The following is a 16,212-nucleotide window of genomic DNA, read 5'->3' as shown; positions in this document are numbered from 1 at the left end:
TTAAAAAGCTTGTTTTAAAGGCAATTTAACTTCAACTCTTAAACCTTGTTGTTTATCAATTATGTTAAGGCTTCCTTTTGTTTTATTCTGAGAATTTATAATATCAATTCTACTTTTGGTTAAATTTATTCCGAATGATTTATTCTGTTTTTTATCCTTTTTAGCATGTTTTCTTCCAACGCCGTTATCTTCTACAGAGCAGAATAGCATATTAGCTTCTTTTTTAAATGTTATATCAATATGTCCAGCATTTGCCATTGGTGCTATGCCATGCCAAATGCTGTTTTCTAAAAAAGGCTGCAAAATTAAAGGTGGAATTAAGGTGTTATTGGCATCAAGGTTATCATTAATTTTAATGCTGTAGGTAAAGCTATTGTTAAGTCGTTTTTTTTCAATCTCTAAGTAATTTTTTAAAACCTCAATATCGTTTTTAAGTAGAATTTCTTTTTCTGTTGAGTTTTCTAATGTTTTTCTAATTAACCGTGAAAATTTGGTTAAATAATTTGTTGCCGATTCTGTGTCGTTATTTATAATATAACTGTTTATGGAGTTTAGTGAATTGAATATAAAATGCGGATTCATTTGTGCTTGTAAAGCTTTTAATTCGGTAGCTGAAACTTTGGCTTTAAAGTCCGATTTTTGTTTTCTTTTGTAAAACAGAAAACCTATTAAAGCGCTTATTAACAATACACTCCCAGTAATTATTGCCGCCGTAGTTAGTGTTTTTTGATGCTCAGCTTCGTTTTGCGCTAAGAGCTTTTCTTTATCTGCGTCAAATTGGATTTGCTTTCTCGAAATCTCTAATTTTTTGCTGTTGTTTATAAGGCTATCTTTTAAAACCGTATATTTTGTGTGTGCTTTAAGTGCCTGTTTGTAATCTCCTTTTTTTTGATATACGTTATACAATGCCTGCCAAATTGCTTTTTCGAGATTAGCGTTTTTTAAGGATTTTTTTGAGGATAAGGCTTTTAAAGCATATTTTTCTGAAATATCTAATTCGGCATTGTTCATATAAACTTCGGATGCGTTAAGATATACTGGTATTCTAACCATTTCCAAGTTATACTTATTTAATAGCTCTAAACTTTCTTCAATGTTAATTTTGGCACTATCAATCTTGTTTATTCTACTTTTAATTAATGCCAAATTGCTAAGTGTATGGCTTAAATAAATAACGTTTTTGGCTTTTCTTTCTAACTCTAAAGCTTTGTTTAAATAATAAAGTGCGGAATCGTTCTTTTTTAATTTACCATAAATGTTTCCTAAATTTTCATAAGAACTAAAACTTGGGTAGTATTTTATAATCTTTTTAAAATAAGGTATTGCTTTTCTGTGCTCTTCCAATTCGTAATAAAGCACGCCCAAATAGCTGTTTAATTTTACAGATTCTAATTTTAAAGATGGGTTTTCACTGCCAATAGCCATGGCTTTATGGTAGTAATCCAGGGCGAGGTAAGGATTTGAAAGAATGTATTGATGCACAACACCAATAACCTGATACGATTGTAAAACACCCTTTTTAAAACCTATTTCTTTTGATACTTTAAGCGTTTGTTTGGCAAAATCGATCTGGGTGCTATCCTGTGGGCGTAACGATAGTGTTTTTCTTGAATAATGCGTTCTCAAATTAACATAAGTTGTATCAAATGTTTTATAGTTTTTAATAATATTTTTAATGGAATCTAATTCGTTGTGCTGAGAAAATAGCATTGTTGAAAAAAGGAATACAAAATAACACAAACTCTTAATCATACAAAAAAATTAGGGAACAAAGTACACTTTGTTAGTTGGTTAAAAGTTTTAAAAGTACAAATAAGCAACAGAATAATCTTTATTAAATTTTTAAAATAATTAACGAATAATAACAAAACACACACAAATAATAATTTAACATAGCCATTTTTAACTTTAACACTTAAATTTATAAAAGCTATTAATCAATATTATTATGAAATCCCTCAAAAACAAGTTTTTACTTACTGTTTTTTGTCTGTCTTTTTTTATGCCAATACATGGTAGGTCTCAGGAAAAAAGGCTATCAAAACCAAAACGATATTCTAAAATAGAAAGCGCAGATAAGTTTGTAGATATTACCTACAAACTATACAACAAGGTTTACGTACACGATAGCCTTACCCATGTTGGCGTTGAAATTCCCGGAGATTTAGAAGCTGAACTGTTTGAAAGTGCCCAGAACGATGTAGATAGCCTTTGGCAAGTTTTTCCGGATATTATAGACGATATAGCAAATAGCAAAACCTCTTTTGTAAACAAAGGGCGAGCCACCTTAAATTTGAATAAAGCAAAAAAAGCTTTAAAATATTGCGTTCTATATATTAAAAACACGCTAGTTGGCACAAATGAAGAAGATGATTAAAACATACTAAAATGAAACACTTATTAATTTTACCACTTCTTTTTTTTAGTTTAAACGGCTATTCTCAAAATTATAAAGAAAACTATAAAGCCGATATTTGTGCTTGTTTGGAAACTAAAAAAAACACCTTGCAAACTGCCAATAAAATTTTCGATGCGTGTTTTGCAAAACAAATGACTACTTATGCTTCTTTAATAGAAGCTGAAATAAAAGAGGAAGACAAAACACAAAAGTTTATAGTTGGTCAAAAAATAAGACGGGAATTACACCAAAAACTTAAGTACGAACTTGTGTATTCTTGCAATGCATATTTCGATATTATTGAACAAAAAAAACAAGATGTTTTACAACAATACCGTTCCAAAAAAATAGATTCCACCAGAATTGAAAGACTTAATGAATCCGTAGCAATGCAGCCCCATTACTCTAATTATTTTAATCGTGGACAGTTTTATTATTTTATTGGAGATTTAAAAAAAGCAGAGCAAGATGTAAAAAAAAGCATTCAAGAAAACCCTTTAAGCCAAAGCCATTTAGCAACTGCACAAGAAAGCCTTTTACTTGCCATGATTTACGAAGAACAAAAAAAATATAGTGAGGCTATTGCAATTTACGATACTATAAATTCTAAAACTATAAATCCATCAGTAGCTCTATTAAGAGCCATTGTTTTTAGAAAAAGTAATGGCTATGCGCTAAAACCTAAAGTGCCGGTAGAAAACAACAATTCAACTTCGGCATCAAACTCAAAACCCGCAGAAAAAGCTAAAAACAAACCCGCCAACACTTCCCGAACACGAACAGCACAAACAAACCGAAACCGAGCTAGGGCAAAAAAAGAACAAAATCGTACAATAAACCGCGCAAAACAAAAGCCTAAAGACTCAACAAAACCCTTACGTGGTCTTTTTAAACTAGACGGATAATCTTAAAATAAAGTACAACGCTATTAAACCAAAAAAAATGAAGAAGGCAATACTTGTTTTTCTATTATTCATAGCAGCGAAAGCTTACTCGCAACCCAATGTAATAGATGTTCCCGAAATTTGGGAAATCGACTCGTGGAATGGTACAAACTGGGATTTACTCTCGCAAGTTACCTATTTCTTTAACAACAAGTGTTTTGCTACCGAGGCTTTAGGCAAGTTTAAAGACGTTGGAGGTAGCAACATGCTAGAAAACGCTACGTTATTAACCGTAACCTATAACACCAACGATTTGCCCATAGAAAACTTAAACCAACTTTGGAATGAAAGCACAAGTACTTGGGAAAATCATCTAAAAACTGAATATACATACTCAGGAACAATTTTAACCGAATTAACAAATTACGATTGGCTCAATAATAACTGGGAACCTCGAAGCAGGGAACTAAACACCTATAACGTTTCAAACCTAATTACAGAAAAAATTAGCCAAACATGGAACGCAACTAATACTGTTTGGGTTAATGTTTTAAAAACCGAATATACCTATTACCCCAACGAAAAATTAAATGTAGTAACAGCATATATTTGGAATTCTGCCAACAGCAATTGGAATAACGATTTAAGAGAAACATACACCTATTCTGGAAATTTACCAACCGCTTTAAAAGCCGATACATGGAATGGAACTATTTGGGAAAATAACAGGTTGCGACATTATACTTACGATAGCAATGATTTTTTAACAGAAACTTTAAAAACAAAATGGAACGGAAGTGCTTTTGAAAATGATGAGCGCGTTTTACGAACCAACAATAACGAGGGCTTCCCTACCGAAATGATTAACCAAGCCTGGTTTTTTGGGTCGTGGTTAAACAACTCTAGAGACCGACGCACCTATCCGGATTGTAATGCGCTTTCAACAAATAAAATTTCAGAATCCGAATTAAAAATCTACCCAAATCCTGCTAAAAACAAAGTTACTATCAAATCAAAAATAAAGGGATTGGTTATTGTTGTAGATTTAAACGGAAGAACGCTAAAAAAAGCTGATATTACTGATGTAACAACAACTATAGACACATCTAAACTAACCAATGGTGTTTATATTTTGTTTTTTGAAAGTGAAAATAAAAAAGCAATCAAGCGCTTAGTTATTCAAAACTAAAAATCTGTAAAAAACAGCCGCTTATTATTGCGCTTCCCGCATAAATTCCTCACATTTTTCAACCATATTTTTACTGCCGCAAACAAAGGGCACGCGTTGGTGCAATTCGGTGGGCTCAACATCCAATGTTCTTATAAAACCATCACTCGATTTTCCGTTGGCTTGTTCAGCCAAAAACGCCATAGGGTTACATTCATAAAGCAATCGTAGTTTCCCATTGGGGTTTTTAGAGCTTTGCGGATATAAATAAATGCCGCCTTTAATCATATTTCTATGAAAATCGGACACCAAAGAACCAATATAACGCGAGGTGTACGGTCTGTCGCCTTCTTCTTGTTGGCAATACTTGATATAGTTTTTTATGCCCTGCGGAAAATGAATATAGTTCCCTTCATTTACCGAATAAATATTCCCGTCTTCAGGAAATTGCATGTTGGGATGCGACAAATAAAAAGAACCAATGGCAGGGTTTAAGGTAAACCCGTTTACGCCATCTCCTGTGGTGTAAACTAGCATGGTTGATGTCCCGTAAACCACATACCCCGCAGCTACTTGCTGGCTTCCTTTTTGTAAAAAATCGGCTAAAGTAACCGGAGTTCCCACCGGAGTTACGCGTCTGTAAATTGAAAAAATAGTACCCACCGAAACATTAACGTCGATATTTGAAGAGCCATCTAACGGGTCGATTAAAACCACATATTTGTTTTGGTTGTTTTCATCTTGACTGTTAATCGAAATAAAATCGTCTTCTTCTTCACTGGCAATACCGCAAACAATGTTTCTTTTGGTTAGGGTTTGTATAAATTTTTCGTTCGCGTAAACATCTAATTTTTGCTGATCTTCACCTTGTATATTCGTATCGCCAACGGCACCAATAATATCAACTAAACCAGCTTTATTAACTTCGTGATTTACTACCTTTGCCGCCAATCGTATGGAATTAATAAGTCGGGATAACTCGCCCGAACTATACTTAAACGATGTTTGATTTTCAATAATAAACTCTCCTAAAGTTTGGTTTTTTCTAGTCATGAAAACAGTTTTTTGTTTGTGCAAATATCTATTAATTTTTAACCAACTACAACGTTTTCGTAAAAGATTAATGGGTTTATATATTTAACTTTAAACTATATTTGAATTTATTTTAACCCTATGACTTACAAAATAAGAAACGCTACAGCGCACGATATGCCACAAGTGCTGCGTTTAATAAAAGAATTGGCGCTTTTTGAAAAAGAAGCTGATGCTGTTGAAGTAACTGTTGAAGAATTACAAAAAGACGGCTATGGAGAAAACCCGCAATTTCACTGTTTTGTTGCCGAAGTTGATAACCGTATTGAAGGCATCGCATTAGTGTATAATCGCTATTCGACATGGAAAGGAAAAGCCATTCATTTGGAAGATTTAATTGTTAACGAGAAAATGAGAGGCTCTGGTTTGGGCACCGCACTTTTAGATGAAGTGATAAAATACGCTTACCAATTAGGTGTAAAACGCGTTAATTGGGAAGTGCTGGATTGGAACGAACCTGCCATTGCATTTTACAAGAAAAAGGGCGCCGACGTTAAGCGCGATTGGTGTGTGGTGCATTTAAACGAACAAGCTATAAAAGATTATATTTCGAAGTTAGGATAAACCGTTATTAAGGGACTCAAAACATGCAAGTATTCAAATTTGGTGGCGCATCGGTTAAAGATGCCAATGGTGTAAAAAACTTAGCGGCGGTGTTGCAAAAAACAGGTTATAAAAACACCTTGATTGTGGTTTCGGCCATGGGCAAAACCACCAATGTCATGGAGTTGGTTTTAAAAAATTATTTTAATAATAAAGCCCAGTTACAAAGCTCAATTCAAGAGATTAAAAAGTTTCACAATCAAATTTTATTAGATTTATTTGAAGATGAAAACCATCCTGTTTTTAAAAAAATAAGCTTGTTTTTCGATGAGCTAAACAGCTTTTTAAAAACCAATAAATCGCCAGATTACAACTTTGTTTACGACCAAACCGTTGGTTTTGGCGAGCTTATTTCAACTACAATCATCAGCGAATATTTAAACATTATTGGTATAAAAAACAATTGGATAGATGTTCGGAATCAAATAAAAACCGATAATTATTACAGGCGTGCCCATGTTAATTGGGTCGACACCCAACACTTAATTACCGCGCAATTCAACAAAAACGTTTTAAATATTACACAGGGTTTTTTAGGAAGCGATGCCAATAATTTTACAACCACACTTGGTAGAGAAGGCAGCGATTATACCGCAGCCATTTACGCGTACTGCCTAAATGCTGAAAGTGTAACCATTTGGAAAGATGTTCCGGGTGTTTTAAACGCCGATCCACGGTATTTTGAAAACGCACAATTACTTAATAAAATATCGTATCGCGAAGCTATTGAATTGGCTTTTTACGGGGCTTCGGTTATTCATCCAAAAACATTACAGCCTTTACAAAGAAAGGAGATTCCGCTTTACGTAAAATCCTTTTTTAATCCGGAACAAGATGGTACCATGGTTGGCAAAGACACCACTTTAGAGCCTATGATTCCTTGTTTTATCGTTAAAAAAAACCAAGTGCTTATTTCCCTATCGTCTTTAGATTTTTCGTACATTGTTGAAGATAATATCAGTGATATTTTCAAACTTTTGCACCAATATAAAATGAAGGTAGATGTGATTCAAAATTCGGCCATCAGCTTTTCGGTTTGCGTGGATAATATTTATAACAATCTCGAAGAATTGTTACATCATTTAAAAGCAAAATTTAAAGTCACCTGCAACAAAAACGTATCGCTTTACACCATTCGGCATTATACCGATGGTGCTATTAAGCAAATTGAAACCGGTAAAACCGTGTTATTAAAACAATTAACACAAGAAACCATTCAAGTAGTAACTAAATAGTTTATTTAGTACATTTACACTCATGACCAAACAACAAAATACAGGATTGGTAACCGCCAAAGAAGTAGCCAAAGCCATACAATTGGACAAGTATGGGTTTATTGGTACGTTTTTGGGTTGGGTTTTAATGAAACTGCTTAAAATATCTACACTCAACAAAATATACAATAGAAATAAGCATTTAAGCCATTTGGAATTTCTGAATGGGATTTTGGATGAATTTCAAATAAAGTTTGAAATCCCCGAAGAAGACCTAAAACGCTTGCCAAAAGACGGTGCTTATATTACCGTATCCAATCATCCGCTTGGAGGCATTGATGGGATTTTACTTTTAAAATTAATGCTGGAACAACGCAGCGATTTCAAAATTATAGCCAATTTTCTGTTGCATCGCATCGAGCCGATGAAACCGTATATTATGCCTGTAAATCCTTTTGAAGACCGGAAAGACGCCAAATCCAGTATAGCCGGTTTTAAAAACGCGATTCGCCATTTAAAGGATGGGCATCCGCTTGGTATTTTTCCAGCCGGAGAAGTTTCAACCTATCGCGATGGCAAATTGGTGGTGGATAAACCCTGGGAGGAAGCTGCCATGAAACTGGCGCAAAAAGCCGAAGTGCCCATTGTTCCTATTTATTTTCATGCCAAGAACAGCAAGTTGTTTTACAAGCTTTCTAAAATTAGCGATACTTTTAGAACCGCAAAATTACCGTCGGAGCTTTTAACCCAAAAACGTCGGGTTATTAAAGTTCGAATTGGTAAAGCCATTTCGGTTAACGATCAAAAAGAACACACAACCCTTGATGAATTTTCTGGATTTTTAAGACGAAAAACATATATGTTATCCAATGCTTTTGAGGATAAATCTAAGATTTTAGATAATATTTCATCAACGTTAAAAGCCCCAAAAGTTCCTAAAAAAATAGTAACGCCAGTTGATTCGGAAACCATGATTTCTGAGGTTGAAGCCCTGAAAAACGAAGATTGCAGATTGTTAATAAGTAAAAATTACGAGGTGTATTTAGCGCCTGCCAAAAGTATCCCGAACATATTAAGGGAAATTGGTCGTTTAAGGGAAATCACGTTTCGCGAGGTGGGCGAAGGCACCAACGAATCTATCGATTTGGATGGTTTTGATACCTATTACCACCACATGTTTTTATGGGATAACGAAAGCAATTTAATTGCCGGTGCCTATAGAATGGGATTGGGTTCGCAGATTTTTGAACGCTACGGGATTGATGGTTTTTACTTGCAGGATTTATTTCGGTTTGAGCCCGAGTTGTACAAAATGATGAGCCAATCCATCGAAATGGGCCGTGCTTTCATCATAAAGGAATATCAACAAAAACCCATGCCCTTGTTTTTACTTTGGAAAGGTATTGTGCACACCACATTGCGCTACCCCGAACACAAGTTTTTAATTGGTGGCGTTAGTATTAGTAATCAGTTTTCAAATTTCTCAAAATCGCTAATGATCGAGTTTATGAAATCGCATTATTACGACCCTTATATTGCGCAATATGTGCATCCCAAAAAAGAGTTTAAAGTAAAACTGAAAGACGCCGATAAAGAGTTTGTTTTTGATGAAACCGAAGCCGATTTAAACAAATTCGATAAAATAATTGATGAAGTAGAGCCAGGAGCCTTACGCTTACCGGTATTGCTAAAAAAATACATAAAACAAAATGCCAAACTTGTAGCTTTTAATGTAGATCCTTTATTTAACAACTCTGTTGATGGACTTATGTACATTAAAATTGCCGACTTGCCAGAAAGCACCGTACGCCCCGTTATGGAAGAGTTTCAAGCCGAATTGGAACGAAAGTTTATGGAGAATAATGGGAGTTAACGCAAGTGATATTCCTCAACAAATTCCTTAAAATATCCCTTAATTTCTTCTCTTGCTTTTAAAAACGCTGTATGTTTTTCCTCGTCAGTCCCCACAACTTTTGAGGGATCGAAAAAATTATGGTGCAACCGTTTTGCGTTTTTACTTGGGATGTACGGGCAGTTTTCATTGGCATGATCGCAAACCGTAATAATATAATCGAAATCTACATCGGCGTACTCATCAACATGGTTTGAGGTGTGATGATCTATATTTAAACCATCTTCTTTCATAATGGCTAAAGCACCAGGATTTAATCCGTGGGTTTCAATACCTGCACTGTATATATTGTAGGATCGATTATTTAAAAAATGATTCAAATAACCATGTGCCATTTGGCTTCGGCACGAATTTCCTGTGCATAATACTAGAATGTTTTTCATTTGAAAAGTGTTCTTTTTTCATTTCCGTGAAAGCGAAAAAATTATTTAACAACAATTAGATTTTGTTTTATTAAAAAAAGCGGTTACCAACATTTGAAATTCTTCAAACCGTTCTATATTAATCCGATAGCTTTTATTTTTGCCTTTAAAAATTACTTTTAAAAGTCCTTCATTGCCAATAACCGTTAAATGTTGCGAGATGGTGGGCTGGGACAAACCTATTTCATCTACAAGGTCGTTACATATACATCCATCCTGTTGGCTAATGTATTTTAAAATCGCTACACGAGCAGGGTGTGCAAAAACCTTACTGATTCTAGCAATTTGATTAGTGTTTTCTGTATGTAAATTAAGTTTTGAAATACCCATTTTGATATTTTTATTATCGTAATATTGCAATATTGCAATGTTGTGATTTTAAAAAAAAGCCAGGACTCAAATCCCTAGCTTTTTTTAGGGATTTAAAACCAAGGTTTTCTGCCTACTTGGTATGTGTTATAAAACTCCTCATCGGATTTTGTTAAATAAATAATACCTTCAACAAGGCCAATAATTGGAGCTATATAAATTGTTAAAGCACCAATAACAACACAAAACAACGGAATGGATATTAAAGTTATGCCTAATAATATCATCCCTTCTTTTTGGTAGCCTAAAATAAATTTATGTACGCCAAAAGCCCCAAAAAGTATTCCTAGGATTCCTGCTAAAACTTTTTTGTTTTCACCTGTTACATTTTCAAAAGTTTCTTTGGCGCTATCTGCAAATTCAGATGCTGTTTCTTTGGCTTCTTCAGCAATTTTTTTGGCTTTATCTTTGGCATCGTCGGCTATATCTTCTGCTTTATCGGCAGCTTTTTTTGCGCCTTCTTTGGCATCGCCTAGCATGTCGTTTAGGTCGTCGCTTAAATTTTTGTTATCGTCAGACATTTTTATTTATATTTTTGGTTAAACCCAAAGTTAATAAAATTATACATTATTAACTATTTCTTAAACTATAAGTATATAAAAGAATTGCTACAAATCACTTTTAGAGAATAAATCATCTAAACAACATAATAACACCGCCTATAGCTGTAACAATTAAAATAAAGCGCCTGTAATTAATATTTGAAATTAACTTTACCATATAAGCGCCTAAGAAAAACCCAATAATAACTGTTGGAATTAAAACCGAATTTAAAACCAAAGACTCTAAAGTTACCGTTTTCCAAATAAAAATATGAAAAGGTAGTTTAAATACGTTTATAATGAAAAACAACCAAGCGGCGGTACCAATAAATTCATTTTTAGGAAATCGCATGGCTAAAAAATAAATATTTGAAATTGGGCCAGCTAAATTACCTATCATAGTTGTAAAGCCGGCCAAAAACCCGGTGCCCGTTGAAAACAATTTATGGGTTGGCACTTTGTTAGATTTTTTGTTTTCTGTATAAAACATTATAGTAACAGAACCTATTATTATGATTGCCATGAGCCTTTTAAAAAGGATTTCGGAAATACCATTACCCACCCATACGCCCACTAAAACACCAACAATCATCCAAGGGATTAGCTTTTTTATAATATGCCATTGCGCATGCCTATTATAATAAATAACAGCAAAGATATCGGCAAAAATTAACAGGGGAAGCAGAATGCCGGTCGATGTTTTTTCGCCAAAAACAAAAGCGAGAATTACAACTATAACAATACCAATTCCTTTAATTCCTGATTTAGATAAACCCAATAAAAAAGCAGCAAAACCAATAGCTATATATTGTAATGCAGTTAAATTAAATGAGTGTAGTATTTCTAAATAAGCCAATTTAGTTTTTGGTTGTTGGCTGTTGGTTGTTAAAAAAAGTAACTATGACTTATAAAAATGCGCTATCGATAGGTTCCCAAAGCTCTATTTTGTTACCATCGTTATCTAAAATCCAGCCAAATTTTCCGTATTCGTATTCTTCTACTTCGCCTACAATGGTTACGCCTTCTGCTTTTAAAACTTTAAGTAATTCATGCAAATTTTCAACTCTGTAATTAAACATAAAGTCTTTTTTTGATGGCTCGTAGTATTTTGTGTTTTCAGAAAAAGGACTCCATTGCGTTGAGCAATCGTTGCCTGCTTTGTCTTTCCACCAAAAGGTGCAACCGTAATCATCGGTATTAAAACCTAAATGCTTTTTGTACCAATTTTTAGTTTCTTTTGGGTTTTTTGTTTTAAAAAACAAACCGCCTATTCCTGTTACTCGATTTTTCATAAAATTTAGTTTTTATTAATTTCCGCGAAAGCGAAAACCTTATTTTTTTATTGCGCTTTCATAAATATCTATCCATTGTTTACAGGTCATTTTTCTGGTTAGTTCGCCAATTAAATCAAACGGAATGTCATCCATTTTTTTAAATCGGATACAACTTTTTCCCATATCTAATTTTCGTTTACAATGTTTTGGATATTCGTTTACAAACCAATCGTGCAATTCTTTTTTGGCGTAAATTCCGCTGTGGTATAAATTAACCGAATTTTTCTGCGATGCAAAACTCATAAAAGGCAAAGGTGTTTTGGGGTCGCAATGGTACCCATTGGGATATACCGAATGGGGTACATAGTACCCAATCATTTTATAAATAATGCCTTCTTCAAAACCCTTTGGTAAATTATCATTAACTACTTTTCGTAATTTTTTTAAAGTGTCTTGCCGCTCTTCGGGTACTTGACTTATATAATCTTCTGGTGATGTGGCGTGGTATTGCATAGTTATATTTTTATTTGCGTTGAAGTATTAATGCTGAAATTAATGAGATAATAAATCCTAAAATTACTACTGAAGCAAACATTATAAAAGCCATAAAACTTGGGCTGCCATAATCTTTAATTTGCTGGGTGAGTTCTGCGGTTTTAACTTTTAATTCTTCGGGAGGCAAGGTTGTTTCCATTTTTTTTATGGAATACTCTAAGTATTGGCTTGCAAAATCCGGGTTTATTTGAGTGGTGTAAATATAATCGAACAAAGCAACCCCAACAGCTGCGAACAATGCGATAAGCATTCCTACTGCAATGGCTTTCACTAAAGATACTTTTCCGTTATTTACTTTATCGCGGTAGTGTTTAATTCCGAAAAAAACAAATAACAAAGAAAGAATCATGGCGGTGTAGCCAATAAGCTCTCCATAGTCATAATCTACCTCCATGCCTAACAAGAAGGGTGCTCCAAAAAATAGAAACCCACTTATTAATGCATAAATGCCGTACTTAATTACTGTACTTTTCATTATTTATTATGTATTTATTAGTTAACCCAAAGTAGTGGTGTAAGAAGAAATGAAGCTCATACTAAAGTGCTAAATTGCTCATCCTTTAGCATAAAATCAAACATGCTGATCTACAAGAATGGTATTGCCATCGGGGTCGAACAACACTAAACTTGCTGGCCCGTTGGTGTTTTCATCGGCTTCGCGTTCTAGTTTAATGGATTTGCTTTTTAAGTGCTTTTGAATCTCGCGAACATCGGTAAAGGTATCCAGTTTGTTTGCGTTTTGGTCCCATCCGGGGTTAAAGGTTAAAATGTTATTTTCAAACATACCTTGAAAAAGCCCAATTACGGCATTGCCGTTTTTCATGATTACATAGTTCATTTCAATATCGCCTGCAAAAACACTAAAGCCAAGGGTTTCATAAAATTGCATAGACTTGTTAATATCCTTAACATTTAAGCTTGCAGAGAACGCTCCTAATTCCATGGTTTCTTTTTTTAAGATTAATAACTGGTTTAAAAGTAGGCAAACAACAGATTTTAAGGCTCGTACTAAAGTACGAATTTTAAATAATCTGTAAATTTTTCGCAATTTGCAACGCTTGGGTGCGCCGTTTTGCATTTAATTTTAACAATACATTTGAAACATGGGTTTTTATCGTGCTTTCGGTAAGGAATAATTTATCGGCTATTTCTTGGTTTGATAAGCCCAATGCCACTTCTTTTAAAACTTGGTACTCGCGTTTGCTTAAACCAAGTTCTTCAACTTTATTTAAATCTATTTTGTTAGAAGAAACAGACTCTTGTTTTTGGGTTCTTTTATTTATAAAAAGACCAATACCCAAAAAAGCAATGGCAATTATTGCCATAATAAACTCTATCTGCATATCGCCACTAATTAAAGTGTACTTGCTAAACTGAAACAGAACCAATAGTGCTAAAACAAGCAGTGAAAAAACAAGAACGGTTTTCTTCATGTTTAAAATTAAGAAAATTATACATAAAAAATTGAAGAAAATAACTGCAATTTAAACGCAACCTTTTTGTACTAATAGCATCTATATAAATAATACAAACTTGTAACCATGAAATTAGCAAAGCCTTTTTTACTTTCAACCTTAATATCCGCAGCTACTTTTCAATCCTGCAGCACAACAGATGAAATATCAATTGAACCTTTTGACTCTGTTGCCAAAGGACGTGAAATTGTTTCCGCCAATAACGACTTTGCATTTTCTTTGTTTAAAGAAATTAACAAAACCGAAACCGAAGATAATTTCTTAATATCTCCTGTTAGCGCGTCATTGGCTTTAGGCATGGTTTATAATGGTGCTAATGGCGAAACCCAAGAAGCGTTCTCTAATGTATTTAACTACGGCAATACTACTTTAGAAGAAACCAACTTGGTGAACCAAAATATTATAGACAACCTAAGCTATACATCAACTGGGGCAGTTTTCGAAATTGCCAATTCTATTTGGGTTAACAACTCATTCCCTGTAAACAATTCCTTTTTGCAAGCCAACAAAACGTATTACTATGCAGAAGTACAAAACAAGGACTTTAGTGATCCTAAAACCTTAGAAACCATAAACCATTGGGTGTCTAATAAAACCCACGAAAAGATTCCTGAAATTTTAAAGGAAATTTCCCCTAACGCGGTGCTTTACGCCATTAACGCGATTTATTTTAAGAGCGATTGGAAGTACCGTTTTAAACCCGAAGACACCAAGTTACTGCCTTTTAAATTAGATAATGGCTCTATAAAACAGGTAGAAATGATGACTATGGAACAAGATTTAAAATACTTTTCAAATGACATGTTTTCTTCAGTTGAATTGCCTTATAATAACGACAAATATATGATGACACTCTTGTTGCCTCATGCTGATAAAGTAGCGAATGATATTGTTGCTATATTGAATAACAAAAACTGGATGGCATGGCAAAACAACTACACCGAGCAAGCCGTAAAAATTACAATGCCAAAATTCACGTTTTCTTATAAGAAACAATTTAACGATGCTTTAACCAACTTAGGTCTTGGTATCGCTTTTAGTGATAATGCCGATTTTAGTGGGATAAGCGATGTGGCCACAAAAATCTCGTTTGTATTACAAAAAACCTTTATAGATGTTAACGAAAAAGGTACCGAAGCCGCTGCCGTAACGGCCGTAGAGATTATTAATACTTCAATGGGTGGGCCAATACAATTTTTATTGGATAGACCTTTTGTATTTACCATAACCGAAAAAGAAACGGGCTCTCTGTGTTTTATGGGAAAAGTTGGAGCACCAGAGTATAAGGAATTAGATTAGAACGACGGATTGAAAGAGAATATTATTTCTTTAAGATGATTAACTAAATTTCGATTTAATTTTATCTACAATAGTTTGTGCTAATTTTTCTTTACTTTCAATAGTCCAACCAGCAACGTGCGGCGATAACAAAACGTTTTCCGCTTTAATTAAATATTGAAAAGCCTCTGGCATTGTTGAAGAAAAAAGATTTTCAAACGATGCTTTTTCGTATTCTAAAACATCGAGTCCAGCGCCTAAAACTTTCCCCGTTTGTAGTGCCCAAACCAAATCTTTAGTTACCACGCTTTTACCGCGTGCAGTATTAATTAGCCAAAACGGTTTTGCAAATTTATTGATAAAAGCGGCATCAACCATGTTTACGGTTAGGGGTGTTTCCGGCGTGTGCAAACTCAAAACATCTGCCTGCTCCTGCAATTCGTTTAATGTAACTTGCGTTGCATTTTCGTCTGAAACATTCGATTTAATATCGTAACACAAAACGCTTGCATCAAAACCGCGCAGCTTTTTCGCAAAGGCTTTACCCATGTTGCCATAACCAATAAGTCCAACGGTTTTTCCGTCGAGCTCTAAACCACGGTTCTCTTCGCGTAACCACTTCCCTGCTCTAACCTCTTTATCGGCTGTATTTAATTTGTTAAACAACGAAAGTAACATGCCCAAAGTGTGTTCGCCAACGGCATTTCTGTTTCCTTCTGGTGCTGCGATTAAGGCAATGCCTTTTTGTTCGGCATAATGGCAATCTATATTTTCTAATCCGGCACCCACCCGACCAATAAATTTTAGTTTGGTTGCGGCATCTAAAAAAGTTTTATCAATTGAAAAACGGCTGCGGATTATAAACCCATCGTATTGATGGATTTTGGCTTTAATGGCTTCTTTTGAAGATGTATAATCTTCATCATTTATAAAGCCTAAATCGTTGAGTTGATTTATTAGTAATTCGTGATTGGTGTCGAGGTGTAGAATTTTCATTTTAAAATATTATAAGATACTGAAACAAGT

19 protein-coding genes are annotated in these 16,212 nt (G+C 34.2%); 7 read left to right on the top strand and 12 right to left on the bottom strand.

Features of this window, described 5'->3' with window-relative positions; genetic code table 11:
* Entirely contained in the window at positions 1-1,710 is a 1,710-nt protein-coding gene (locus ACFSQS_RS11335; RefSeq protein ID WP_388018684.1) for a tetratricopeptide repeat-containing sensor histidine kinase, read from the bottom strand.
* Positions 1,711-1,948: 238 nt separating this feature from the next.
* Between ACFSQS_RS11335 and ACFSQS_RS11330 the strand changes: the two genes are divergently transcribed.
* The 3 genes from ACFSQS_RS11330 to ACFSQS_RS11320 are packed head-to-tail and all read left to right on the top strand — an operon-like array spanning position 1,949 to position 4,471.
* Positions 1,949-2,377 (top strand): hypothetical protein, encoded by a 429-nt coding sequence (locus tag ACFSQS_RS11330; protein ID WP_388018681.1) that lies wholly within the window; start codon positions 1,949-1,951, stop codon positions 2,375-2,377.
* A gap of 11 nt (positions 2,378-2,388) precedes the next feature.
* Positions 2,389-3,303: a hypothetical protein gene (locus ACFSQS_RS11325; RefSeq protein ID WP_388018678.1), complete on the top strand. Its 915-nt coding sequence runs from the start codon at positions 2,389-2,391 to the stop codon at positions 3,301-3,303.
* Positions 3,304-3,340: 37 nt separating this feature from the next.
* Complete coding sequence (locus ACFSQS_RS11320; RefSeq protein WP_388018675.1) at positions 3,341-4,471, top strand: T9SS type A sorting domain-containing protein; 1,131 nt, start codon at positions 3,341-3,343, stop codon at positions 4,469-4,471.
* Positions 4,472-4,495: 24 nt separating this feature from the next.
* Here the strand turns inward: ACFSQS_RS11320 and fbp are convergent, their stop codons facing one another.
* Positions 4,496-5,503 carry a class 1 fructose-bisphosphatase gene (fbp, locus tag ACFSQS_RS11315; protein ID WP_388018672.1) on the bottom strand — a complete coding sequence of 336 codons (1,008 nt, stop codon included), beginning with the start codon at positions 5,501-5,503 and terminating at the stop codon, positions 4,496-4,498.
* A 120-nt stretch (positions 5,504-5,623) separates the two neighbouring features.
* Between fbp and ACFSQS_RS11310 the strand changes: the two genes are divergently transcribed.
* Genes ACFSQS_RS11310 through ACFSQS_RS11300 form a run of 3 tightly spaced genes read left to right on the top strand, consistent with a single transcriptional unit; the run spans position 5,624 to position 9,232 of the window.
* Complete coding sequence (locus ACFSQS_RS11310) at positions 5,624-6,106, top strand: GNAT family N-acetyltransferase (RefSeq protein ID WP_388018669.1); 483 nt, start codon at positions 5,624-5,626, stop codon at positions 6,104-6,106.
* A 23-nt stretch (positions 6,107-6,129) separates the two neighbouring features.
* Positions 6,130-7,380 (top strand): aspartate kinase, encoded by a 1,251-nt coding sequence (locus ACFSQS_RS11305; RefSeq protein WP_388018666.1) that lies wholly within the window; start codon positions 6,130-6,132, stop codon positions 7,378-7,380.
* Between the two features lie 22 nt (positions 7,381-7,402).
* Positions 7,403-9,232, top strand: a complete 1,830-nt coding sequence (locus ACFSQS_RS11300; protein ID WP_388018663.1) for a GNAT family N-acyltransferase — start codon at positions 7,403-7,405, stop codon at positions 9,230-9,232.
* Here the strand turns inward: ACFSQS_RS11300 and ACFSQS_RS11295 are convergent.
* The 9 genes from ACFSQS_RS11295 to ACFSQS_RS11255 all read right to left on the bottom strand — a co-directional run bounded on the left by ACFSQS_RS11295 (position 9,229) and on the right by ACFSQS_RS11255 (position 13,866).
* A complete protein-coding gene (locus tag ACFSQS_RS11295; protein ID WP_388018660.1) occupies positions 9,229-9,654 on the bottom strand; it encodes an arsenate reductase ArsC in 426 nt (141 codons plus the stop codon). The genes ACFSQS_RS11300 and ACFSQS_RS11295 overlap by 4 nt on opposite strands.
* Before the next feature lie 45 nt (positions 9,655-9,699).
* Positions 9,700-10,023 carry an ArsR/SmtB family transcription factor gene (locus tag ACFSQS_RS11290; RefSeq protein ID WP_388018657.1) on the bottom strand — a complete coding sequence of 108 codons (324 nt, stop codon included), beginning with the start codon at positions 10,021-10,023 and terminating at the stop codon, positions 9,700-9,702.
* A gap of 92 nt (positions 10,024-10,115) precedes the next feature.
* Positions 10,116-10,583, bottom strand: a complete 468-nt coding sequence (locus ACFSQS_RS11285; protein ID WP_388018654.1) for a TM2 domain-containing protein — start codon at positions 10,581-10,583, stop codon at positions 10,116-10,118.
* A gap of 112 nt (positions 10,584-10,695) precedes the next feature.
* Entirely contained in the window at positions 10,696-11,460 is a 765-nt protein-coding gene (locus tag ACFSQS_RS11280; protein WP_388018651.1) for a sulfite exporter TauE/SafE family protein, read from the bottom strand.
* A 49-nt stretch (positions 11,461-11,509) separates the two neighbouring features.
* Positions 11,510-11,896 carry a VOC family protein gene (locus ACFSQS_RS11275; RefSeq protein ID WP_388018648.1) on the bottom strand — a complete coding sequence of 129 codons (387 nt, stop codon included), beginning with the start codon at positions 11,894-11,896 and terminating at the stop codon, positions 11,510-11,512.
* A 39-nt stretch (positions 11,897-11,935) separates the two neighbouring features.
* The gene (locus ACFSQS_RS11270; protein WP_388018645.1) at positions 11,936-12,391 is read right to left on the bottom strand and encodes a DUF1801 domain-containing protein; all 456 of its coding nucleotides are present in this window, start codon (positions 12,389-12,391) and stop codon (positions 11,936-11,938) included.
* A 10-nt stretch (positions 12,392-12,401) separates the two neighbouring features.
* Entirely contained in the window at positions 12,402-12,908 is a 507-nt protein-coding gene (locus ACFSQS_RS11265) for a DUF4199 domain-containing protein (protein WP_388018642.1), read from the bottom strand.
* Between the two features lie 96 nt (positions 12,909-13,004).
* On the bottom strand, positions 13,005-13,376 hold the full coding sequence (locus ACFSQS_RS11260) for a VOC family protein (RefSeq protein WP_388018639.1): 372 nt from the start codon (positions 13,374-13,376) through the stop codon (positions 13,005-13,007).
* 79 nt (positions 13,377-13,455) lie between these two features.
* A complete protein-coding gene (locus ACFSQS_RS11255; RefSeq protein ID WP_388018636.1) occupies positions 13,456-13,866 on the bottom strand; it encodes a response regulator transcription factor in 411 nt (136 codons plus the stop codon).
* Positions 13,867-13,974: 108 nt separating this feature from the next.
* Between ACFSQS_RS11255 and ACFSQS_RS11250 the strand changes: the two genes are divergently transcribed.
* Entirely contained in the window at positions 13,975-15,207 is a 1,233-nt protein-coding gene (locus ACFSQS_RS11250; protein ID WP_388018633.1) for a serpin family protein, read from the top strand.
* Positions 15,208-15,246: 39 nt separating this feature from the next.
* On the opposite strand, the gene ACFSQS_RS11245 is transcribed toward ACFSQS_RS11250, so the two are convergent.
* Positions 15,247-16,182 (bottom strand): 2-hydroxyacid dehydrogenase, encoded by a 936-nt coding sequence (locus tag ACFSQS_RS11245; RefSeq protein ID WP_388018630.1) that lies wholly within the window; start codon positions 16,180-16,182, stop codon positions 15,247-15,249.
* Between the last annotated feature and the right edge of the window lie 30 nt (positions 16,183-16,212).

Origin of the sequence: Gelatiniphilus marinus, assembly GCF_042684345.1 — a bacterium.
GTDB lineage: Bacteria > Bacteroidota > Bacteroidia > Flavobacteriales > Flavobacteriaceae > Gelatiniphilus > Gelatiniphilus marinus.
The sequence above is the reverse complement of the archived record's forward strand: the minus strand, read 5'-3'. Positions and strand labels throughout refer to the sequence as shown.